We start from the raw sequence: 23,512 nt of genomic DNA, 5'->3' as shown, positions 1-23,512 counted from the left end.
GATGCACCTTTTTGGCTATACTTCGACCATATAAAAAATATAAATTACATCACTCTGGAGTAAGCAAGCATGTCGAATTTAAGCCTGCGTAATAAATTACTGCTGTTATCTTTGTTTCCCCTCATCTTGACCTTATTAGTGTTAATGACTGTTTCCTACTATGTCGAACAGGAATCTCTCGCGGAAGAGGTTGTGACCTTTAGAACAAAATTAGTGGGCGAACGTAAACAACAAATTAAAGAAGCGACCGAAATTGCCGCGGGAATTGTGCAATACCAATTGTCTTTAAAGGAGCAAGGTAATGTGAATCAAGCATTGCGAGATATTCGTTTTGGCAGTGCGGGTTACTTCTTTATGTATGATTCCCAAGGTAAAAATATATTCCATGCTTTATTACCTAATTTAGAAGGTCAAAACAAAATCGATATGACCGACCCGCGCGGCACCAAGATTATTGTTGGTTTGCTGGATGCGGCGAAACGGGGTGATGGTAACTTTTCTTACTATTATCAGAAGCCTAATACCAATGAGCAAATTGAGAAGATAAGCTACGTGATGATGGTTCCAGGTACAGACTGGATGTTAGGAACTGGCGCTTATATTGATGATATTGAAGCCGTAGTTGAAGATTATCGTCAAACTGTGACTGAACAGATGGCTGAGAAATCGTTTATGATCCTCCTCATCGCCATTGTGTTAACGGGGATTACGGCGTTTATCATTATGGTCGCCGCCCATCGAATGGTCGTGCCGATCAAAAATATGGCTGATAATCTTAATGATATCGCTCAAGGTGAAGGGGATTTAACTAAGCGCTTAATGGTTAAAGGTGAAGACGAGATTGCTCAATTAGGTCGAGCTTTTAACTTGTTTGTCGATAAGCTACAAACCATTATCGGTGATGTGGCGAATGCGACCGCCAAAGTCAAAACGGCTGCCAATGCGATTCATGACCAAACGAAAGTGATGTCACACCAACTGCTCAGTCACAACAATGAGACTGACCAAGTCGTTACCGCGATTACTGAAATGTCATCTACCGCGAGTGAAGTCGCGCAAAACACCACCCAAGTGGCCGAAGCTACTCAAGCGGCGACAGGTGATGTGGCTAACGCTCAGCGCTGTGTCGATGCATCATTAGAAGAAATTGCTGGATTGATGGCGCAAATCAATAATGCCGCGGGCAGTATCAAATCGTTGAGTGAACAATCGCAGAAGATTAACAGCGTATTGTCGGTGATTGGTGGCATTGCCGAGCAAACCAATTTGCTCGCTCTTAACGCAGCCATTGAAGCTGCCCGAGCCGGTGAACAGGGACGGGGTTTTGCCGTAGTAGCCGATGAGGTACGTAACTTAGCCAGCCGAACTCAGGCAAGCACCTTAGAAATTAATGAAATGCTATCAGAACTGCATAAGCTGGTCTCGCAGGCGGTGAAAACCATGGACGAGAGTCAGCAGAGTTGTGTGCGCTCGGTTGAATCTTCCCGTGCTATTTCTGAAAGCTTAGGTTCGGTTACCTCGGCGGTAACGGCGATTAACGATATGAGTACCCAAATTGCCACCGCGGCTACCGAGCAAAGCTCTGTGACCGAGGAAATCAACCGTAACGTTTATGCTATCCAAGAAATTGTGAATGAGCTGCTACATTCCAGTGAAGATGCGGCAAGGGTGAGTCAGACTGTGTCGCAGGAAGGGACCAATCTTGGCAAGTTAGTTGGGCAGTTTAAAATTTAATACTGATTTATTATTGAGTTATAAAATAAAACGGGAGATAACATCTCCCGTTTTTTATATCCATTTATTGAGTCGTATCCCCAAATATCTGTTTAGGCTGGTTCGATAACCCGCTTAGTCACCTTTTCAACTCTTACTGCGCAAACCTTATATTCAGGGATATAAGCCACGGGATCTAAGGCATTGATGGTGAGTTTGTTCGCTGCGGCTTCGACAAAATGGAACGGCAAGAACAGTACACCGGCTTGGGCGCGTTTAGTCACAAAGGCATCGATTTCAATCTCTCCGCGGCGGGTGATAAGGCTAATTCTGTCGCCATTATTTATCCCGAGTTGCTCGGCATCATAGACTGAAATCATCACTTTAGGTGCGCCGAGTAAATCCAGTCCCGGTGTTTTACGGGTGAGTGTACCTGTGTGGAATTGTTCTAAGAGCCGCCCCGTTGATAGCGTCAGTGGGTACTCGTTGCAGGGCATTTCGGCGGGAAGACGATAACTGACGGGCGTAAATAAGCCTAAACCGCGGGTGAATTGACTCTGGTGCATAATCGGTGTTCCCGGATGATTTTCATCTGGACAGGGCCATTGAATACCCTGAGGCACTTTACCCTCTGCACTTGTGGTTAATCTTTCCCAACGAATACCGCGATACTGGGGTGTTAATACATTGATTTCAGACCAAATAGCCTCTTCATCTTTGTAATCCCAGTTTGCGCCCATGGCATTAGCCAGCGCTTGTACGATCTGCCAATCGGGTAAGGCTTCCCCCGGTGAGGCAAGCGCTTGCTCGAGTCGCTGCACCCGGCGCTCGGTATTGGTAAAGTGACCGCGTTTTTCTACAAAAGCGGCGGCGGGCAAGACCACATGGGCAAGCTCGGCCGTCTCGGTTAAAAAGATATCCTGCACTACCAGAAACTCGATTTGACTCAGTGCATTAAGCACATGAGCTTGATCGGGATCGCTCAGCACTGGATTTTCACCCATCACATATAAGGCTTTGATTTTGCCCTCGGCAATGTCGTGCATCATGTGGGTTGCCGTGACGCCAATTTCCCCCGATAACGGCGTTTGCCAGTAGTTTTCGAAGCGCATTCTGGCATGAATATCCATGACCTTTTGATAGCCTGTGAAGTAGTTGGGTAATGCACCCATATCACAAGCCCCTTGCACATTACTCTGGCCGCGTAGCGGATTGATACCCGCCCCTGATACTCCGATATTGCCGCAGAGTAGTTGCAGGTTAGAAATGGCGGTGACGTTATCGTGGCCTGTCGTATGCTGAGTGATGCCCATGGCGTAGTAAACTGCCGTTTTTTGTGCAGTGCCTATGGTACGCGCGATGCGGGCGATATCCTCAGCTTTAACACCTGTGATTAGGGCGGCGTTTTCGAGGGAGTAATCCTCCTTCGCTAATTCCGCATAGAGGCCCTCGATCCCTTCAGTACGCTCGGCAATATAGTCTTTATCCTGCCAATTATTGCGAATAATCTCCGCCATAATGGCGTTTAATAGCATCACATCCGTGCCCGGTCTGTGGGCAACATAGAGTTCGGCCTTTTCTGCTATGCCTACGCGTTTAGGATCGGCCACGATTAATCGTGCGCCGTGCTGCATTACCGCCTGCTGGATTTTTGAGGCAATAATCGGGTGGGCGCAGGTGGTGTCTGAACCGATGATAAAGATAACATCCGAGTCCTTAATACTTGGAATATCATTGGTCATCGCGCCACTACCAATACTCTGTTGTAAGCCCGTTACCGTCGATGAGTGGCATAGGCGGGCGCAGTGATCGATATTATTGGTACCAAGAACGCTGCGGACAAACTTTTGCAGCACAAAGTTATCTTCGTTAGTCGCTTTGGCAGAGGCGAGACTAGCGATCGCATTGCTGCCATCTTGCTGTTTTATCTCGGTTAAGCGTTTCGCCACATAAGCGATGGCTTCGGGCCAACTACAAGGTTGTAGTTCGCCATTTTTACGTATTAATGGTGTCGTGAGGCGTTTGTCGCTGTGAATAAAATCGAAACCAAAACGCCCTTTAACACATAACATGCCTTGGTTAACAACCGAGTCTTTATTGCCTTCGATATGGCGAATGCGATTGGTGTTAGGGTCAATTTTAAGATCCAGACGACAGCCTACACCGCAGTAAGTACAAATCGTCGAGGCGGTTTTAAGTGCTGTTTTATCGCCTTGGCGTTTGTCCCGCGCATCGACCAGTGCGCCAGTGGGACACACCTGCACGCAGTTGCCACATTGTACACAGCGACTATCGGCCATGCTCGCGCTAAAGCCAACTCTCGGCGCGCGGCGCACGAGGCTTTGACTGATTTCCTGTGGCAGCGCCTGATAGGAATCTTCGGTAAATTGGATGGCGCAGTGGCCGCTCTGCTGGCACACATCAACGCATTTGCCGCAGCTAATGCAACGGTTGGCATCAAATTGAATAAAGGGTGAACTCTTATCTACGCTGAAATGTCTTGCATTTTCAGTGAGTAAGCTTTTGCTCTCAACACCGTAATCCGTAGCGTAATCCCTCAGTTTACAGTCGGTATTAGCTTGGCAGGCGCACTCAAGGCAACGCGCCGCCTCTTGCATGGCGGCATCTGCGGGAAAGCCCAATTCGACTTCACTGTAATTCAGCAGCCGTTGTAGTGCTGTTAATTCGGGCATTTTCAAGCGGGACTGACGTGGCGTATGGGGATAAAGCGTTGGTGCGGCTTCTGATGTTGTTTTTGCTTGCTTAAGGGCGCTCGGAATGGTTTTTACCGAGTTAAAATCGTGGGCATGTAAATCACAGCTAAGGCCAATTTGAAGCATTTTATCAATGGCTTTTGCCGCTTTTCGGCCATCACCAATGGCGGCAACCGCGGTGGCTGGGCCGCGGCGGGCATCTCCCATCACAAACAGTTTTTCCACACCCGATGACATGGTTTGCTCACAACCAATGAGGGTGTTCCAGCGACTGAGTGCCAGCTCGCCATGGCTGAGTTGCCCCATGGGATCTTGCATAAAGCTCAGGTCTGGTGCCTGCGAGACGGCGGCGATAACAGTGTCGAAGGCTTCGGTAAAGGTTTCCCCAGTGTCCACGGGGGCGCGTCTGCCTGAAGCATCAGCTTCGCCGAGCGCCATTTTGCTGAAGGTAACCGACTGTACATGTCCATTGGCATCACTATGATTTTCAATGGGATTGGTTAAGAAGTGGAATTTTACTCCTTCAACTTCGGCCTCGTGTACTTCGTAGGCTTCGGCGGGCATTTCGGCGCGGGTACGGCGGTAGATTAAGGTAACATCGCAGCCTTCACGTACCGCTGTACGAGCACAATCGATGGCGGTATTGCCGCCGCCGATGACTGCGACTTTTTTACCCAACTTCAGTTGCTTATCGAGGCAATGAGCCTTAAGAAAATCTACTCCAAGATAACAGCCCGCCAGCTCCGAGCCTTTATAATTCATTGGCACCGCTTTTTGGGCGCCGATCGCAAGGCACACCGCATCGAAGTCGGTGACCAACTGGGCTAAGTGAACCTCATGGCCGAGTCGAGTCTGGGTATGAATGATTAAACCATTACGACACAGCAGCTCGATTTCTTTATCGAGAATCGCCTTGGGTAAACGGTATTCGGGAATACCGTAGCGCAGCCAACCGCCCGCCTTGGGCATGGCTTCAAATATCTCGACATTATGCCCTTGATTCGAAAGATAATAACCCGCACTTAAGCCCGCAGGGCCTGCGCCTATAATGGCAATTTTCTTACCCGTGTCTGCGAGGCGTGGCGGTTGATAGCTATTGCCGTGCTCGTCATCGGCTAAATCTAAATCGGCAGCGTGGCGCTTAAGTTGGCGGATGGCAATAGGGTCGTCGACGAGGCCGCGGCGGCATTCGGTTTCGCAAAACGCGGGGCAGACACGGCCAATCGACAGCGGCAGTGGCAGAGTGTCTTTAATGACTTTAATCGCTTGGGTGTGGTCACCTTGGGCAATGTGGTTGAGATAACTTTGTACATCGACCCCCGCAGGGCAGGCCTGTTGGCAGGGCGCTTCACAATCGGCAAAGTGATCACTCAAGATGGTGTTCAGTGCCGCTTGGCGCTGTTTGGTTAAAAACGCCGATTGGGTGATGACCTTCATGCCTGTTTGAGCTGGGGTTTCACAGGCTTTAACGCAGCGTAGACTGGCATCGCTATTTTCGATTTGCACCAGACAGAGGTTACAGTCCTGCTTTTCGGCATGGGCTTGCGTGTCCAATTGCCGTGAGGCGTCAGTGGGATCGCACAGGCTGGGAATAGTAATACCCGCCTTACGGGCTGCGTGTAATAGGTTATCGCTCGGCTCGGCCGAGACTATCTGATTATCGATTCGAAGTTCTATCATCCCATGGCCTTTAATATTTGTAGGGTGCTTGCTGCATAGCGTAAAGCGGTAGACTTAGGTGGATTTGAGTATAACTAGAGCGCTTTAGAAGATGTTTATGGGGGAGGAAAGTTTGATGCTAAATTGCCGCACTTATCACAAACTCGTTGTAGACTGTGCGCTAGAGGTTTTTTTACTGGGTTTAGACTGTGATTAGCATAGGTTTTACGTTTATTGACATCAGGACTTACAACTAAGATTTGAGAACGATGAATATTCAGAGAGTGAAAGCATTTGTTATCGCGGCGCAGTTGGGGTCTGTATCGGCTGCGGCCCGTCAATTGGGTAAACGTCAACCCCAAGTCAGTCAGTGGATTGCCGAGCTTGAGGTTGATCTCGGTGTTCAGTTGTTTCAACGTGGGGCTAATCAAGTTGAATTGAGTTTAGCGGGTCAGCATCTATTGCCTAGGGCAATATTAGCCTTATCTCAATGGGAGCAATTTTCCAGTTCGGCTGCGCATTTTGCAACTTATCAAAAGGGGATAATTTGTCTCGGTGTGGAAAGCCATATTCCATTAAACGGTTTGATAACCGTGGTTAACACTTTTTTTGAGCAGTTTCCTGCGGTCAATTTCGTGCTGCAAGTCGATAAGTTAACTGTGTTAAATGAAGCATTTAATGCAGGCAATATCGATCTTTTATTACGTCATCAGTCGGATGAATTGCACTTAACGGAAGTCGGTTATTGCCGGATAGGCAAGTATAAAGAAGTGTTATTAGTTTCACGGCAAAGCCCATTAAGTAAACAAGCCATTGTTGCACCAAGCGAGTTGGCGATTTACCGTGAATATGTTTGGGCGGGTGGCCAAGCATGTTGTGAGGATTTGGAGGTGGGTTTTAGTGGACATTATTGTGTGATCCCTGATTTAGGGTTATTAAAAAAACTGCTTATTGATGGGAGTGGTTATGCATTTTTACCTTTGTCCCTTGCTCAAACCGAAATAAACCAGGGGTTGCTAACTGTCGTTAAACTCAATTGTGAACGAGAAAATGTCGAACGCGGTTTAGAATTGCGCTGGCACTTTGGATTTGAGTCCAGCGCATTAGGGCTGAGTTTGTTGGATTTAATCAAAAATCAGCTGAGTGAGTTAACATGAGCCATCATTCTGTTTGTTCATCGTATACCACTTCACCTTCAAGCCATGTCATTAACACGCGTGTGTTGGCGATTTGCTTCGGTGTCGATTGAGTGATATCGCGCTCTAACATGACGATATCGGCGGATTTGCCAACCTCTAAAGTGCCTGTGATATCATCTAACCCCAACGCTTGTGCGGGATTAATGGTATAAGCGGCGATCGCTTGATGAATATCAGCTATCCCCATGTTCTTCAAGTAGACTGCGTTAGCTATCCCTACTAATGGATTGATATCGTTAACATTCCAGTCACTGCTTAATGTTACATTTGCACCCGTATTTAAAATCGCGTTAATTGGCAATAGTGCGTGTGCCCGTTGTTTACCAATAAACGGTATCGCCCAATCATGATCTTGTTCTGCAATATAGTCACTGCCTAACTGAAAGTCTGCATCAACTCTCAGTGGCGCGAAGCGTTTAATATCTTGGGCTGAAACCATTTCTAAATGCGTCATTGAGTAGGCGGTAGTAGCCCCTTGGGCTCGTAAGGTTTCAATCGCATTTAAGGTATTGCGTACTCCTGCATCACCTATGGCATGGATGTGTGCTCCGTAGCCAATCTTGTTCAGTTCACTGAGCCACCATGCCATTTTTGTGGCTGGAATATACTCAAGACCATGGGGAATTTGAGGGGTATAACTCCAATCATAAGGATCTAAGGTGCTTGCTGTACCATTGATAATGATGCCATCACTGTATATTTTTACTTGGTTTATTTGTATAAGCCTTTGTTTGTCATTTGATTTTATTTTTTTGAAGAATGCAAGTTGCTCATTTGCCTCATCGGCTGGATATACCCAAGGACGTAGGCTCACCCGAGCAGTCAAGGCTTGATTTTTTTCTGCGGTTAACCAAGTTTCTAACCAACCTCTTTTCCAATATAAACGACCGTCTCCAATTGTGGTTATGCCATGTTTGCTAGCTTGGGCTAAACCATTAAGTAATCCTTGGTAGTTAGCTTCTGCTAAGTTAGGTTGGTTTTTCCATGCCTGTTCCATCAGGAGATCTCCCGCATTATCAAGCAGTATTCCGAGAAGTTTTCCGGTCGTTTTATCCTTAAGAATTTTTCCCCCTTGAGGCTCCTTTGAGTGTATGGTTATGCCCGCTTCTGCCAGAGCAAGTGAGTTGACCCACATGGAATGAGAGGTTTGCTCCATGATAATTACGGGGTTATTAGGGAATATTTCATCAAGGATTGCTAATGGACTGGTGTCGTTATCTTGCATTAATTGGCTTAGTTCATGCCCATAACCCAGAAGCCACTCTCCCTCTTCAAGTTCCTCTTTGCAGGCACGCAAAGAGCGAATATACCCATTGATATCTTTATCTTCATCCAATAAGCAATCACTGCCTATTTCACTGGCGGCCTCAAAGACGTGATTATGGTTATCAACAAAACCAGGGAGTAAATACCCGCCTTTTAAGTCAATGACCTGAGTTTTATTGCTAACATTGTTCATCGCATTTTGTTCATCGCCTATGTAGACAATCTTGCCATCCTTGATGGCTAGGCTCGTAGCATTGTTGTGACCATAAATATGTGTATTGGTCAGTAAAGTGTCTGCCAGCTCCTCATTTGCACAGGCTGAAATCGTAAATAATCCTGTTAATGTCATTGATTTTACTAATAATGATTTTGATTGTTTATTTTTCATCTGACTTAGAGTCCAAAGTGGTGATCTATAACTTGTAGGATAAATGGAAGGGGTTTGGCTGTGAAAGTTAGTGAGTATCTGAAAAGTGAGATAGTCAATTCATTGGTATCAATTTTAGTTATCGATTCAATTGAGTGTTGCAGATTTTGAATAATATGTTAGTGCAAACAACATTGTTAAGTGCAGGCTACACAATGGAACGGTCATATTCGATGATTGAATCAATAGTGGCATTAACTTGTTGAATACATAAGATACATCACAGTTTTTTATGCATTGACCTGAGTGATTTAGTTTAGGATCGTTGAATTTGAAGATAAATTATCTCGCCAATTCCATTTAATAAACGCTGCGCCCTAGGTTTACCAGCGTTGTTAGGTTAAAATGCGCGGTTGCAATTACCGTTAAGCGCCGCCTGCTTTGATGGGAAACCCATTAAAAACGGCAAAAATAAGCGAAGTTAAAAATCCATGTTTGAAGTTAATCCAGTAAAATTCAAAATTAAGGAGCTTGCCGAGCGTACGCAGCTTCTTAGGGGGTATCTTTGACTACGATGCTAAGCATGAGCGTCTAGAAGAAGTCAGCCGTGAACTTGAAAGTTCTGAGGTGTGGAACGAGCCAGAACGTGCTCAAGCCCTAGGTAAAGAGCGCGCCAGCCTTGAAGCCGTCGTAAAAACTATCGATGATATGGACTCAGGTCTTGAAGACGTTGAAGGTCTACTTGAGCTTGCCATCGAAGAAGAAGACGAAGACACCTTCAATGAAACCACCAAAGAGCTGGATTATTTAGAGAGCCGTTTGGCTGAACTCGAATTCCGCCGTATGTTCTCTGGTCCTCAGGACGCCTCAAACTGTTACTTAGACATTCAGTCGGGCAGTGGTGGTACAGAAGCGCAAGATTGGGCCAACATGGTACTGCGTATGTATCTGCGTTGGGGCGAAGCCCACGGATTTAGTCCTGAGCTGATGGAGGTAACCGACGGTGACGTGGCCGGTATTAAGGGCGCGACCATTAAGTTTACCGGTGAGTATGCCTTTGGTTGGTTACGTACCGAAACTGGCGTGCACCGCTTAGTGCGTAAATCGCCATTTGACTCATCGGGTCGTCGCCACACGTCTTTCTGCTCGGTATTCGTTTACCCTGAGATTGATGACGATATCACCATCGATATCAACCCTGCTGACTTACGTATCGACGTATACCGCGCCTCGGGTGCCGGTGGTCAGCACGTAAACCGAACCGAATCTGCGGTACGTATTACCCACTTACCGACCAACACGGTAGTGCAGTGCCAGAACGACCGTTCACAGCACAAGAACAAAGATTCGGCGATGAAACAGTTAAAAGCCAAACTGTTCGAATTAGAAATGCATAAGCAAAATGCCGAAAAGCAAGCCGCCGAAGATGCCAAGTCCGACATCGGTTGGGGTAGCCAGATCCGTTCTTATGTATTGGATGATTCCCGTATTAAAGACTTACGCACTAGCGTGGAGACGCGCAATACCCAAGCGGTACTCGATGGCGATCTGGACAAGTTTATCGAAGCCAGTTTGAAATCAGGGCTGTAATTAATTCAAAGGTATAGACGAGAAATAACATGACTGAACAAGTACAAGATGAAAACAAACTGATTGCCGAGCGTCGTGCCAAGCTAGACAGCATTCGCCCGAACTGCAGCGCGAATGCTCACCCTAATACGTTCCGTCGCACCCATAAAGCGGCTGAGTTGCAGGAAAAATACGGTCAAAACACTAAGGAAGAACTCGAAGCCTTAGGTTTTAGAACCAGCATCGCTGGTCGTATCATGGCAAAACGTGGCCCATTCCTGGTGATCCAAGACGTGTCTGGTCGTATCCAAGCTTATGCTGAAAAGGGCGTTCAAGCGGATCTGAAGGATCGTTACCAAGGTTTGGATATCGGTGACATCATCGGCGTGACTGGTCAGTTGCACTTGTCTGGTAAAGGCGATCTGTACGTCAATATGGAAGAGTACCAACTGCTGACCAAAGCACTGCGTCCTCTGCCTGAAAAATTCCACGGCTTAACGGACCAAGAAACCCGTTATCGCCAACGTTATGTGGACTTAATCGTTAACGAAGAATCTCGTCAAGCCTTCGTAATGCGTTCAAAAGTGGTTGCAGCTATCCGTAACTTCATGATCAAAAAAGAGTTCATGGAAGTTGAAACGCCAATGATGCACGTGATCCCAGGCGGCGCTTCAGCGCGTCCATTTATCACGCACCACAATGCGCTTGACATGCCAATGTACCTGCGTATCGCGCCAGAGTTATACCTCAAGCGTTTAGTGGTAGGTGGTTTTGAGCGTGTGTTCGAAATCAACCGTAACTTCCGTAACGAAGGTCTGTCGCCACGCCATAACCCAGAATTCACTATGATGGAATTCTATATGGCCTATGCTGACTACAAAGATCTGATGGACTTAACCGAAGAACTGTTAAGCTCTATCGCCATTGAGTTATTAGGCAGTGCGCAAATGCCATACGGCGAGCACACCGTTGATTTCGGTGGCCCATATGCCCGTTTAAGCATGTTAGAAGCGATTCAGAAGTACAATCCTGACAACGCGACTATCCAAGCCATGACCTACGAGCAAGTGAAAGATCTTGAATTTATGCGTGAACTGGCTATCAGCCTAGGCATCAAGATCGAGAAGTTCTGGACCTGTGGTCAGCTATTAGAAGAAATCTTCGGTGAAACTGCTGAATGGCAGTTAATGCAACCGACCTTCATCACTGGCTACCCAGCGGACATTTCGCCACTGGCACGTCGTAACGATGACAATCACTTCATTACCGACCGTTTTGAATTCTTCATCGGTGGTCGTGAAGTGGCTAACGGTTTCAGCGAATTAAACGATGCTGAAGATCAAGATAGCCGCTTTAAGGCGCAGGTTGATGCCAAAGACGCGGGTGACGACGAAGCCATGTTCTACGATGCAGACTACATCACTGCACTGGAACACGGTTTACCACCAACAGCAGGTCAAGGTATCGGTATCGACCGTTTAGTGATGTTATTTACTAACACTCACACTATCCGTGACGTGATCCTATTCCCTGCAATGCGCCCACAAGCCTAAGCCTGATTGGGGTTGTTGATTAAACACCACCCCCAGCATTTAGCGAACAATAAAAAACCAGCCAATTGGCTGGTTTTTTATTGGGTCATTATTAAATAGCCATGACTTATTGATAGGCACCGCTAGCATAATGTAGCTCATAGCTATGGCTATATATTTCGAGGATATTGCCAAAGGGGTCTTCCATATAGATCATGCGGTACGGCTTTTCGCCTGGATAGTAATATCTCGGCTCCTTCATACGTTTTTTACCGCCAGCGGTGACAATTTTTTCGGCAAGTTCTTCAAGGTTGGGATCTTGCACACAGAAATGGAATACGCCAGTTTTCCAATATTCAAAGTTGTTCTCAGGGTTTACTTGATTCGCGAATTGGAATAGCTCGACGCCAATTCGGTCGCCCGTCGATAAATGAGCAATTTTAAAAGAACCCCAATTAGGACCAAATACATCGGTGCACATCTCACCGATAGCCGAGTTGTCTTCAATAATTTCTGTTGGCGGCATGATCAGATACCAGCCGAGTACCTCAGTGTAAAACTTAACCGCTGCCTCGAGATCGGGGACCGAAATACCAATATGCGAAAAGGTGCGTGGATAAGGTGTATTCATATTAACTCCTAGTGCGAATGTTATGTGCCCAAAGCCGAATCATCACAGCTTCAGTGGCGATGGAGTCAGTTTATGGTGTTCGATTAACAATTAAAAATTATCAAATTTTCTTATTTTGATAATTTTTGTTTATTATTGATGGCAAAATGATCGATAGAGAGTGCATATGCTGAATCAACAATGGCTGCAGACCTTCGTGACCTTGATTGAGGTTGGGCACTTTACCCTGACGGCTAAAAAGCTGTTTATGACTCAACCAGGCGTTAGCCAACATATTAAAAAGTTGGAAGAACAGGTAGGTGTGTCTCTGATTCAGCGGCAGGGCAAGCGCTTTGAGCTGACTGAGGCGGGTAGCATTCTCTATCAACATGCCCGTGACTATCGACAAGCCGAAATTGAGCTGTTAGCACGATTACAAACCGACGATCGCTATATTGGTGAGTGCCGTTTTGGTTGCTCGGGGGCGATAGCAAGTTTGCTCTATCCGCACTTTCTAGAGAGACAAATTCAGTATCCCGGCTTGAATGTGATGTTAGAGGCGGCGCCCAACCAGCGCATAGTGTCGGGCATTTTAAATAACCAGCTCGATGTGGGCATAGTCACTAAGCGCACAGATGAAGCTGAGCTTAGTTATCAAGCCATAGGCTATGCGGAGTTAGCTTTAGTGCTGCCAAGTCAGTATCGAAGTATGCCATTAGATAGGGAACGCCTTGAACAAATAGGCTTTATTGATCATCCCGATGGACAATATTATCTGCAACAAGTCCTCAGGGCCAATTTTGGCGACGCTGAAGCGACACTCAATGCCCGTAGGAGTCAGCGACACGCGAGTGGCATCGCCCAGCAGATCCCACGCAGGGGGTATGTTAATCAGCTCAATCAAATCTTACTGCCAGTCGCTAAAGGCATTGGTTTTACTGTGCTTCCTTTGAGTACGGTCAACGCCTTTATACCTAGGGAGAGTCTATGGGCGGTAGAACTTGAGCAAAAAGTGCAGGAGTCGCTGTATTTAGTGCATAAAAACACTCGGCCTTTACCTTCTCGCTTTGAGGCATTTATTGACTTAGCGATTCGTCTGATTGCCAACGAATAGCGGCTAAAAATTCCCTGATGAATGTGATTGTTTGGCTTGTCATACTAAAAATGGCATTGTTTTCAGTATTGATAATTGCAGTTAGAATTTTTATTAGTATTAAGTGCTTCATCGATGAATTTTTTAGTGTATAAAAAATATAGAAATATTTTGCGAATTAAGGCTAAAAAGTGCTGATATTGCTGATAAAAGTCGTGTTCAGTTCTATTCCTTTCGGCATATACCTCTTATACTTAGCCTCAACCCTGTGCCGTAGCACATTCGACTTATTAACGACTCAGTGAATTCTACATGAAGATCCCTTCTCTGCTTGGTAGTTTTATCTTGGTATGCAGCAGTTTAACTGTTGCCGCGACAGCGCATTCAGCCGATTCGGCCTCTGTCACTACAAAAAGCACCGCCACTAAAGCAACTTCTGCTAAAAAAGCCCCTGCTAAGCAGGAGGTGGCAGCTAATAGTGCATTAGTCGTTGATCTTAAAACTAATGAAATTCTCTATTCCAGTAATCCCGATGCCGTAAGGCCCATTGCCTCCGTGACTAAGCTAATGACCGCGATGGTAACCCTAGATGCTAAGTTACCTATGGATGAAAAGCTTACTATCAATATCAATGATACTAAGGAAATGCGCGGCGTATATTCGCGGGTGCGTATTGGCAGTGAAATTAGCCGTAAAGAAATGTTATTGCTGACATTAATGTCATCTGAAAACCGTGCCGCCGCAAGTCTTGCCCACCATTATCCCGGTGGCCATAAAGCTTTTATTAAAGCGATGAATGCTAAGGCGAAAGCCCTAGGGATGAAAAACACTCGCTATGTAGAGCCTACTGGATTGTCAGAGAAGAACGTCTCGAGCGCGCGGGATTTGGTGGTGTTACTAAAGGCTAGCGAAGGCTATCCCATGTTAGGCCAGTTAAGCTCGACCGAAAAGAAAACCGTAACCTTTGGCAAACCAAAGTACAGCCTCGATTTTAGAAATACCAATCGCTTGGTTTATAAAGATAACTGGAATATCCACCTCACTAAAACGGGCTTTACCAATGAAGCAGGGCACTGCTTAGTGATGCGTACCGAAATGGCCAAACGCCAAGTGGCCTTTGTTGTGCTCGATGCCTATGGTAAGTATACCCATATGGCCGATGCTAACCGTTTACGTACTTGGTTAGAAACAGGCAAAGTCACTCCGATCCCCGCGGATGCTAAGCAATATAAGAAGCAGCGCAATCAGCAGCAATTTGCTAAGGTCAGCGAGACCTAAGGCAGGCGTTTCCTGCTTATCCATGTCCCGTCACAGGATAGGTTGACCGTTTTTAGGCCAGAATCGTTCTGGCCTTTTTATTGTCATTTTTCTAGCACTTGTGTTGTAGATGATTGATAGGCTTAACTAAAAGTCAATTAATCACCCCGTAGAGGGTGCGTTGTGTGGCGATACACCGTATTATTGGCAGGTTTTTTCTCTCAAGGATGATATGCGTGTGGCGTTAGTCTTAAAAAAACTCCAGTTGATCTATGTGCCCTTTATACTGCTCTGCCTGATATTTGTCTCAGGCTACAGCTTGCTCCATTGGCTGTTGATTATCGAGTTCCAACTGCTGAGCATTGACGAATCGATTATCAATTTTTGGCTGCCGCTGATATTGCCTTGGCCCTTGCTGTTTTTCTACTTAAGACCTCGGCTTAAGTTATTCCGCTTTACCAAGAGTAATAGCCGTTTTATCTATTTTGTGATTGCCGTGCTGTTGCTAGCCGTGCCCACTATCGTGGCGCAGGAATACCTTAATAGCGCAACGGGCAAGTTGACTCAACTCGAGTCCATCAATGCACTATTGCACCAGCCGCAAACCAAGTATTACCAATTAAATCAGTTTTATATCGATAAAAAACATATCGGCGTACAGCGCAATATTGAGCCGATTGGCAAGGGTAATAGTGAGTTGCGTATGAGCCTGTATATTGCGATGCCGATTTTTGCTAAACGTAACGAGAGTTGGTTGGTCGGTGCTAAAGCCTTGGCATGGTATGGCAAAGTTTATGAGAAAACGATCAGTAATAGACTCGAACCTCAGCATAAAGAAGCGCTATTTCAAGAGTTTATTCATCAGAGCCAGCAGGATTTTAATGCCTTTAAGCCTGAAGACTTTGTCTATCTTGACCGTATCGGCCCGTCGACCCGCTACACTCAGCTACTGACCGCTGCTCAAAAAAGCTCAGTATATTTCGATGGTTATCAAACTGTCTTGATGCCAGTGAATAAGCCCTTCGAGGCGCGTAATGGCCATAAATTAGCGTGGATTATCGCCTGGTTAAGCTTTGCGGCCATTCTGTGGTTACTGATGAGCTTGATGCTAAAGCTGGACGAGACACAGGCGTCTAAGGCTTTGGTGGCGCAGCTAAGCATAGAAAAACCTAAGGCAGAGCTTTATGGCTTTTTAGCTGAATTTAAACCTCGGCAGGGTTTTGTGATCACGCCAATCTTGCTTTATATCAACGCCTTGATATTTATGTTGATGGCCTTTGCTAGCCAGCACGTTATCGCCTTTCCAAACAGTCTGTTGCTCGATTGGGGCGCAAACCTTCGCCAGTTGGTTTTGGAGCAACAAGTTTGGCGGTTGATCAGCAATGTGTTTTTACATGTCGGCTTGATGCATTTGGTTTTTAACTTATACGGACTGTTTTTTGCGGGGATGTTTTCGGAGCCTCTGCTGGGTAAATGGCGTTTACTCGGGGTCTATTTATGTTGTGGTTTAGTGGCGAGCATTGCCAGTATTAGCTGGTATGAGGCGATGATCAGTATCGGTGCCTCGGGTGCCATTATGGGATTATTTGGGGTGTTGATCATGTGGATTTGGTTGGGCTTATTGCCCTTGGCGGACAATATGCCACTTGCTCTGAATCTGACCCTATTTGTTACTGTAAGTCTTGTGATGGGGCTCTTTGGCGGCGTGGATAATGCCGCGCATCTTGGCGGTTTGGGCTGTGGATTATTGCTTGGGAGCTTATTACGACCAACGCGAAAGGCTGCCATACAGCATAAATGACAGCCTAACGTGATTGCCGAAGCTGGCCGTAAATTGGCTGCTTCAGCAATCTTTAAACACTGAGGTTTGAATCGAAACGGTAGGGTAACCTATTAGAAATGCTCGGTATTAATCAACTTGCCGAGCTGATCGTAATGATTCCAATCACCCGCTTGGCGATCGGCAAGATAACTGCCTTCACTGCGTTTTTCGCCATTGGGCCAAAACTGTTGCCATAAACCTTCCCTGCGATCCTTCAGATAAGTGCCTTGTTCGGCGAGTTTGCCATTAACATGGTAATAGCTAGCTTCGCCTTCTTTCTGACCCTTTAGCCAAGTTTCACTCAGTTTAGGGTTACCATTTTGGTGGTATTCCCTGCGCTCGCCGTCGAGTTCGCCTTTTGTGTATTGGGCTTCGAGTTTGAGCTGGCCATTGCTGTAATACTCTTTGCTGCTGCCATGCTGCTGATTATCTAAAAATTCGCTGCTGGCGGCTAAAATGCCATCCTCATACCAGCTTTCCCATAATCCAGTTTGCAGGCCTTTATCCATAGTGCCGCTAAGTTTAAGCTGGCCATTATTGGGATAATATTCGGCATAGGAGCCCGTTTTATCATTGTTATCATAGGTTTCTAAGCGATAAACCACTTGTTTAAAGCTGTAGTACTCGCTAGTGCCGTGGCGTTTATTATCTTTCCAGTAGGTTTTTTGGCTGATATTGCCCTCGGGGATCGCGCCGTAGGTTGGATCTTTGGCTTCATAGCGGTAATCAATCCAGAGGCCGGTTTTTTGATTATCCTCATATTGGCCAGTGACGCGGCGGCGACCTTGGTAATATTCGGCGTAATCGCCATTGAGTTTGCCGTTAACAAAGGTTTGTTCTTTTTGCTTAAGGCCAGAAGCATATTGGACCCAAAGGCCTTCTTTTAAGCCTGCTTTATATTCGCCTTCTTCATTAAGGTCGCCATTGTAGTACCAGCGACTAAAGTGGCCGTCTAGGGGATAACTATTACTGTTATCCGCTTTGCTGCGGGCATAGTGAGCAAGTTCTTTCGGTTTGCCATTATCATAAAAAGACTCGTATTTACCGACCCAAGCGCCCTCGATACGCTCGCCGCGCTCATTGGCAGTGCCATCTTGGTAAAAGGATTCAGAGCGGCCGGTGAGTTTGCCATCCACATAAACATCTAAGCTGCGGAGCTGGCCATTGGTGTGGTAACGGCGAAATTCTCCGTCACGTTGGCCTTGTTTCCACACTTCAGCGGTTTGCAGTTTGCCGCCGTTATAGCGCTCAAACAATCCATCCTTTAAGCCCATGTTGTAGCTGCTTTTTTCGATAAGATTACCGTCCGCATCATAACGCTCAGAAGGGCCATGCAACGGATATTGACCATTATCAGCCAGTTGCGAGTCTTGGTAGGTGCGCAGTTCTTTAAGTTGGCCATTAGGGTGAAAGTACTTTTGCACGCCTGCGAGCATATCCTGCTTGTAGTTCAAATCGCTGGTCAGTACGCCCTCAAGGCTAAAGTACTGCTGGCGTCCCTCTAGCACATCGTTGAGGTATTGCTCTTCGACTTGGAGTTTGCCCAGTTCATTAAATTGCTGGCACTTACCGTGGCGCAGCCCCGCTTGATAGTGGCACAGGCTCGCCAGTTCACCACTGGGGTAGAAGGTGCGTTCTTCACCCTCAAGTTTATCAAGATTAAATTGGCTGGCACTGGCTTTGGTGCCGTCATCGTAAAAGGTTTCCCATAATCCTTGGCGACGACCATCAGCATCAAAACGGCCGCTTACGACCACTTGGCCTACAGAGTTTTGTTCAAGATAGGGGCCGGTGAGTTGGTTATTGGCGTAGGTTTGGCTTTGGGAGAGGGTGCCGTTTTCATAAAAGCTTTCCCATTTGCCGTGGCGCAGGTTATCAAGATAACTTTCTTGTGCCTGCAATTTACCGCTGGGGAAGAAGCGCTTAACTTGGGATTTTTGGCCATTTTGATAGACAGTGCTTTGGTTAACATGGCCGTTGGGGCTAAATTCTTTCCATTCGCCAACGGGGACGCCCTTAGCAAATTGTTGTTCTTCGGTTATCGTGCCATCTAAGTCGAACAGCCGCCAAGTACCATCTTGGTAGCCCTGTTGGTAATTACCTTCAACGATTCTGCTGTTATTAGTATGAAATACTTGCCATTTCCCATTCGGTATTCCCTGAGAAAATTGCCCTAAGGTATAGCCTTGGTTATCGCGAACGATGGCAATATCGCCATTTAATGGCATACCCGTGGCGAGATTGTAATAGCTTGGGATCCCGTTCTGCTGGCGAATTTCGACCATCATGGAAGATAGATTTTGCGCTGCCAGAGCATGGACACTGACTAGGCTGGCTGCGGCAGTCGCGAGGCTGATAAAGCGAAATGGCGTATAGAACATGCTGATTCCTTGCTCTGGGTCTTAAGGCAGCGCCTTTGCGGCCTATATAATTACTCTGTTGAATTTATGTCTTTGGCGCAGGACATAATGCACTGCCCTGCGCCAAGGTTTACCTTAATTAAGCTAAAACGTTGAGAAAACAGGGTCAGGAGCAACTACCGGCGGCGGTGTTTCCTGATTCAAAAACTGCCCATGATTGTAGCGATTAATCACCTCTATCCAGCCATGCTCCTCAAACTCGTATTGCTTACCATCAAGCCTGCCCTGATCGTCATAATTGGCGATTTGGAGCACATAATCCTCAGATGAGCGCAGTTCCCAATGGCCGACTTGTTTACCTTGATCGAAGCGACCATACCAATAACGTCTTTCAGGGTTGGGTATTGGGCGGAAACCGTACTCACCATCGGTAAATATCCAATCGCCATCCTGTTGACCATTGCGGTATACGCCTTTTTCATACAATTGACCATTGTTGGCGTAACGTTGCACTAAGCCGTCGGGGTTGCCATGGTTAAAATTTATTAATTCAAGCAGTTGCCCTGAACTTGTCTCATTACGAAACTCGCCATGGAGTTCACCATTGTCATCATAGCTAAAGGTGAGGCTGGCATCCTCTTGCTGCTTCTTCCATTTCCCCGAGGGCTTGTCATTGGTATATTGCCCCTGCTCAGCCACCCAACGCTTACCCGTTTCATGGTCGAATTTCACCATTTCATAGGGGCCTTCACGCTTGCCTGCGTTAAAATGCTCGCGGGTGATAACGTCTGTACCACTACGGCTCTTGACGGATTCCACATACAAGCCAGTCAATTTTTTATCGAGTTCCTCGCGACGATTCACTAATTCGCCTTGCTCGTAGTCTTCGCTAAGTGACCAGTTTTTGAGTAGATCGTTTTCTGTGCTCTCAATCAGTTGGCCTTTACTAAAGCGCTGCTGTTTACGATAAACCCAACGATTACCTTGGTATTTGCTGTCGGTGGTTTTTTTAATTTGCCCTTGTTCATCGTATTCAATGGCTTGGAGGGCATCACCTTTATCGTTAGTCAGTTCCTTTAATTGGATCTGACCATTTTCATAGTAAGTTAGTTGCTCACCAACCTTATAATCAGCTTGATATTGGTAATGGCGTTTGACGTTGCCATTGTCAAAATACTCAAAATAGTCACCGTGCCTTTTGTCTTTAACATACTCTTGGGTCGAGATGACTTGCCCATTTAGGCCCCAAGTAGTCTCAGTACCTTGCAATAGACCATCAACGCGATGTTCTTCACGGTTAAGTTTGCCAAGATTAAAATATTGACTCACGCAGGTTGGGTCATTGCAGATCTTGGCGGTGACTTCACCTTCGGGGCCAAAATGTTCGCTGATGCCGACTTCTTGGCCATCTTTAAAGGTGGTTTTGTAGCGGATATTGCCACCATTCCAATAACCCGTTTCTAGACCTTGTTTCACACCATTTTCATAGTGCGATTCAACATACAGTTGGCCGGTGGCAATGTATTTTTTAAGCAAGCCATGAAGTTGGCCTTGCTCGTTACGAAAGCCTTGCTCGTACGGCTTGCCATCCTCAAAGTAACATTGATACGCACCGCGGAATTGTTCGCTGGTGAGTTTTTTACCTATGTTGTTATCGGCGAGGGCACTGGCGCAAAAAAGCATATCTTTGTTTTTGTAATAAACCTCAGCCTTATAATGGCCGTCGATCACTTCGGTCGATTGTTTTAGATAGTACTGAGCCTGTTTTTCATCTTTGACAACCTTCCAATGGGCATCGAGTAAGACCTTTTGTGCACTGGCATGGGTACTGATAAGTACGAGTGCTCCTAGGAGCAGTTTTACAGTAAATGGACGCATAACCGCTCCTTAAGGCAAAGGTTTAAAGGTGAATTCATAGGGGATATCGCTGGGTTCTTTGGCGATCGTCATATAACTCACCTTGGCGGCGGGGCCTGCAACACTCAAATAGCGCCCATCGACTAGCACCTCGTTAATCGGCTGCTGAGTATTTTCGGGGAGTCGAATGGTTAACAGATTGCCTTGGGCATCTTCGACCTTAAAGTAATTGTTAAGATTGCTACTCGGCTCATTGCCATATCCCGTTTGCGTCAGCCAAGATTGTAAATCGATTAACCAAGGGCGGTCTGTCGCGGCCAGTTCTAAAGGCTGCCAACTGATATCACCTTGGCAACGGATCTTACCCTTGATCTGTTTATCGTAGAAAAACTGCCGCACATGATCCGGAGTCATCAACATATAGGCACTGCCGCTTAGGGCATTGGGAACAAACTGCCAAGTGACGGGATTTTTACCCTCATTAAAACCTTGTTCTATTTCAGGTTTACAGGCGGTCGCCAAAGCCGCTGACATGGGAATAGATAGATTATGGCCATTGTCAGACACCAGTTTTATCCCTTGGATCGTATTGACCTCATTTTTAGCGCTATCTAGCGTCGGATTGGTGAAGCTACCTAGGCTGGCGTTACCAAATTCGGTGGGAGGATTTGCCAGATTTTTGTTGTACTCGGTAAATTGTACAAAGCGAATCGTCTTGGTTTGAGTCAACTCCGGCTGGGGTTGTTTCTCGATTAACACCACGGTTTTTGGGGTCTCATCGAGCTTGAGTAACAGTGCGTTGCTGGTGAGGTGATGTGGCTCATCGGCCCCAATTAATTGCTCTAGCAGTTCCTTTTCGGTCGCCGTTAACCAGGAGGGATAATTACCTTCGCGACGGGCCTCCGCGATCATGCCTTTAAACTGCTGGAAAGGCAGGTTAATACTCTGATCCTCACTCTGTTTTGATATGACTTTAAACAGTTTCGCCTCGGCATCGAGCACCTGGATTGTTAGGCTGGCATCGCCAAAGGTGTAAGGTGTTGCCAGCAATTCATCCCACGACTTTTCGACGATCTTATTCGTCTGTGGGATAAGCGTTAGCTTGGCATTAATATGGTCTATCTGCTTGAGTTTATTCGCAGTGTTATCCCACCCCGTCGCAATAATATCGGTTGCAGATTCAATCGAGGGATTATAATTCCTCGCCCAACCTTTACCGTGCTGCCAGAAGTGAATATCAATCGGTTTACCGTTAGCATCAAAAGCGCTTAAGTCCTCATAACGTACATCGGCTTCCACATATTGCGGGCTCATATTGTGGACAAAGCGTAATTGCAGATCTTCAGGGGTATCAGTACCCCAAGGGCCAACATTATCTAAAATACCTTGTTGGTCTGGTAATAAGGATTTTATAAATGCCTCATTATTGGGGCGATACTCCTGCGGTACCTCGCTAATGCGGTATAGCTCCTTTTGCCGATCATCCCTATCGCGCTCAGCATCAAATCTATCATCGGCATGCCAAAGCGTGCTCATGATATACGGCCTATCCTTAGGCGCCATCAGGGTACGGTGGGTGAAAGTACTGCCTTGGCGCTCTTCCCGTTGAAAAAACGCCATGCTCTCTAACCAACCGGTTTTACGGTTAACTTCGAACTTGCCATAGGCCTTATACTTGCCTTTTTCACCTTGTAACACGGCGATTAATTTATCTTCACTGACCTGCTCAACCGTCCAAGTTAAGCGCCCATCCATGGGGGCGCTTGTGCTGTAACCGACGCGAGGCTCAAGCGCCACAGGCAAGGTTGGGGCTTGTTTAAACAAGTTATTAAGATTTTGCCAGCGCTCAAATAACTCCTTGATATCTTTTTGATCCATCTTGGCAATGGGGGTTAATTGGCGGACTTCACCATTGTTAAATTCCACATTAAAGCCATCTTTAACCAACTGAGCGATTTCATTGGATTTGGCTTTTGGGTCGATATTACTCACTGGGATCGGCATGCCATAATCGCTAATTTGCAGCAGGTTAGGTTGGATAAAAAAGCGGGCATTATGGGTTAGTGGTGTGGTTAAGCTGGCCGTCTTACCTTCTGTATCTTGTAACTGGTAATCCAGCAGCAATCGTGCCTGCAACACTTTACGAGTTTCGAAACTATCGTTGAGGTGTGAAGTAGAAATAATCTGATACTCGCGCGAAGCGGGAATACTTGCTGACTTATCAGAAACCTGATTATCGCAAGCCGTTAACCCAAGCGTGAGCGTGACAGTGGTACAAAGTACCCTGCATATCCCTATAGCCATTTGAACTCCATTGGTAACTTATGTTATTGAAATGTAATGATATTAATATGTTGTTTGGCGACATTATACACAAAAATGCCCCTAGGGAATAAAAAGCTCACGCCAATTTGGGCGCATGATCAACCATAAATTGGCTATTGATGAGTGGAGAATTATTAAAGGTGCGGCATAAAGCTAATTGCCCTGACAA

At 46.3% G+C, this 23,512-nt stretch carries 13 protein-coding genes; 7 read left to right on the top strand and 6 right to left on the bottom strand.

The window, feature by feature from the left end; translation table 11 throughout:
* Positions 1–69 precede the first annotated feature (69 nt).
* Positions 70–1,734 (top strand): methyl-accepting chemotaxis protein, encoded by a 1,665-nt coding sequence (locus M0413_RS10850; protein WP_099456921.1) that lies wholly within the window; start codon positions 70–72, stop codon positions 1,732–1,734.
* A gap of 92 nt (positions 1,735–1,826) precedes the next feature.
* Here M0413_RS10850 and fdhF read toward each other — a convergent pair whose 3' ends face one another.
* Complete coding sequence (fdhF, locus tag M0413_RS10845) at positions 1,827–6,107, bottom strand: formate dehydrogenase subunit alpha (RefSeq protein WP_249554117.1); 4,281 nt, start codon at positions 6,105–6,107, stop codon at positions 1,827–1,829.
* A gap of 248 nt (positions 6,108–6,355) precedes the next feature.
* Between fdhF and M0413_RS10840 the strand changes: the two genes are divergently transcribed.
* Positions 6,356–7,243 carry a LysR family transcriptional regulator gene (locus M0413_RS10840; protein ID WP_164925829.1) on the top strand — a complete coding sequence of 296 codons (888 nt, stop codon included), beginning with the start codon at positions 6,356–6,358 and terminating at the stop codon, positions 7,241–7,243.
* Between the two features lie 4 nt (positions 7,244–7,247).
* Here M0413_RS10840 and M0413_RS10835 read toward each other — a convergent pair whose 3' ends face one another.
* Entirely contained in the window at positions 7,248–8,939 is a 1,692-nt protein-coding gene (locus M0413_RS10835) for an amidohydrolase (RefSeq protein WP_249554116.1), read from the bottom strand.
* Positions 8,940–9,409: 470 nt separating this feature from the next.
* Between M0413_RS10835 and prfB the strand changes: the two genes are divergently transcribed.
* A protein-coding gene (prfB, locus tag M0413_RS10830) for a peptide chain release factor 2 (RefSeq protein WP_164925631.1) occupies positions 9,410–10,508 on the top strand; the annotation gives its coding sequence in 2 pieces (ribosomal slippage) (positions 9,410–9,484 and positions 9,486–10,508; 1,098 coding nt in all).
* A gap of 29 nt (positions 10,509–10,537) precedes the next feature.
* Positions 10,538–12,040, top strand: coding sequence for a lysine--tRNA ligase (lysS, locus tag M0413_RS10825; protein WP_011788273.1), 1,503 nt, complete (start codon positions 10,538–10,540; stop codon positions 12,038–12,040).
* Positions 12,041–12,146: 106 nt separating this feature from the next.
* Here the strand turns inward: lysS and M0413_RS10820 are convergent, their stop codons facing one another.
* Positions 12,147–12,650 carry a lactoylglutathione lyase family protein gene (locus M0413_RS10820; RefSeq protein WP_249554115.1) on the bottom strand — a complete coding sequence of 168 codons (504 nt, stop codon included), beginning with the start codon at positions 12,648–12,650 and terminating at the stop codon, positions 12,147–12,149.
* A gap of 166 nt (positions 12,651–12,816) precedes the next feature.
* On the opposite strand from M0413_RS10820, the gene M0413_RS10815 reads away from it, so the two are divergent.
* From M0413_RS10815 to M0413_RS10805, 3 genes are all read left to right on the top strand, one after another.
* On the top strand, positions 12,817–13,743 hold the full coding sequence (locus M0413_RS10815; RefSeq protein ID WP_249554114.1) for a LysR family transcriptional regulator: 927 nt from the start codon (positions 12,817–12,819) through the stop codon (positions 13,741–13,743).
* 291 nt (positions 13,744–14,034) lie between these two features.
* Positions 14,035–15,000 carry a D-alanyl-D-alanine endopeptidase gene (pbpG, locus tag M0413_RS10810; protein WP_037414829.1) on the top strand — a complete coding sequence of 322 codons (966 nt, stop codon included), beginning with the start codon at positions 14,035–14,037 and terminating at the stop codon, positions 14,998–15,000.
* 211 nt (positions 15,001–15,211) lie between these two features.
* Positions 15,212–16,780 (top strand): rhomboid family intramembrane serine protease, encoded by a 1,569-nt coding sequence (locus M0413_RS10805; protein ID WP_249554112.1) that lies wholly within the window; start codon positions 15,212–15,214, stop codon positions 16,778–16,780.
* A 92-nt stretch (positions 16,781–16,872) separates the two neighbouring features.
* Here M0413_RS10805 and M0413_RS10800 read toward each other — a convergent pair whose 3' ends face one another.
* The 3 genes from M0413_RS10800 to M0413_RS10790 form a co-directional block, all read right to left on the bottom strand.
* Complete coding sequence (locus M0413_RS10800; RefSeq protein ID WP_249554110.1) at positions 16,873–19,182, bottom strand: toxin-antitoxin system YwqK family antitoxin; 2,310 nt, start codon at positions 19,180–19,182, stop codon at positions 16,873–16,875.
* Between the two features lie 123 nt (positions 19,183–19,305).
* Positions 19,306–21,039 carry a toxin-antitoxin system YwqK family antitoxin gene (locus M0413_RS10795; protein ID WP_172590133.1) on the bottom strand — a complete coding sequence of 578 codons (1,734 nt, stop codon included), beginning with the start codon at positions 21,037–21,039 and terminating at the stop codon, positions 19,306–19,308.
* A gap of 9 nt (positions 21,040–21,048) precedes the next feature.
* Positions 21,049–23,322 (bottom strand): hypothetical protein, encoded by a 2,274-nt coding sequence (locus M0413_RS10790; protein ID WP_249554109.1) that lies wholly within the window; start codon positions 23,320–23,322, stop codon positions 21,049–21,051.
* Between the last annotated feature and the right edge of the window lie 190 nt (positions 23,323–23,512).

The sequence above is a fragment of the Shewanella sp. 8A genome (assembly GCF_023475945.1).
GTDB lineage: Bacteria > Pseudomonadota > Gammaproteobacteria > Enterobacterales > Shewanellaceae > Shewanella > Shewanella xiamenensis.
This window is presented reverse-complemented; position numbering and strand designations above follow the sequence as displayed.

Bases quoted from the DNA above. Each gene is read 5' to 3' on its own strand.
- M0413_RS10850 (WP_099456921.1), top strand. From the start codon at position 70: ATGTCGAATTTAAGCCTGCGTAATAAATTACTGCTGTTATCTTTGTTT.
- fdhF (WP_249554117.1), bottom strand. From the start codon at position 6,107: ATGATAGAACTTCGAATCGATAATCAGATAGTCTCGGCCGAGCCGAGC.
- M0413_RS10840 (WP_164925829.1), top strand. From the start codon at position 6,356: ATGAATATTCAGAGAGTGAAAGCATTTGTTATCGCGGCGCAGTTGGGG.
- M0413_RS10835 (WP_249554116.1), bottom strand. From the start codon at position 8,939: ATGAAAAATAAACAATCAAAATCATTATTAGTAAAATCAATGACATTA.
- lysS (WP_011788273.1), top strand. From the start codon at position 10,538: ATGACTGAACAAGTACAAGATGAAAACAAACTGATTGCCGAGCGTCGT.
- M0413_RS10820 (WP_249554115.1), bottom strand. From the start codon at position 12,650: ATGAATACACCTTATCCACGCACCTTTTCGCATATTGGTATTTCGGTC.
- M0413_RS10815 (WP_249554114.1), top strand. From the start codon at position 12,817: ATGCTGAATCAACAATGGCTGCAGACCTTCGTGACCTTGATTGAGGTT.
- pbpG (WP_037414829.1), top strand. From the start codon at position 14,035: ATGAAGATCCCTTCTCTGCTTGGTAGTTTTATCTTGGTATGCAGCAGT.
- M0413_RS10805 (WP_249554112.1), top strand. From the start codon at position 15,212: ATGCGTGTGGCGTTAGTCTTAAAAAAACTCCAGTTGATCTATGTGCCC.
- M0413_RS10800 (WP_249554110.1), bottom strand. From the start codon at position 19,182: ATGTTCTATACGCCATTTCGCTTTATCAGCCTCGCGACTGCCGCAGCC.
- M0413_RS10795 (WP_172590133.1), bottom strand. From the start codon at position 21,039: ATGCGTCCATTTACTGTAAAACTGCTCCTAGGAGCACTCGTACTTATC.
- M0413_RS10790 (WP_249554109.1), bottom strand. From the start codon at position 23,322: ATGGCTATAGGGATATGCAGGGTACTTTGTACCACTGTCACGCTCACG.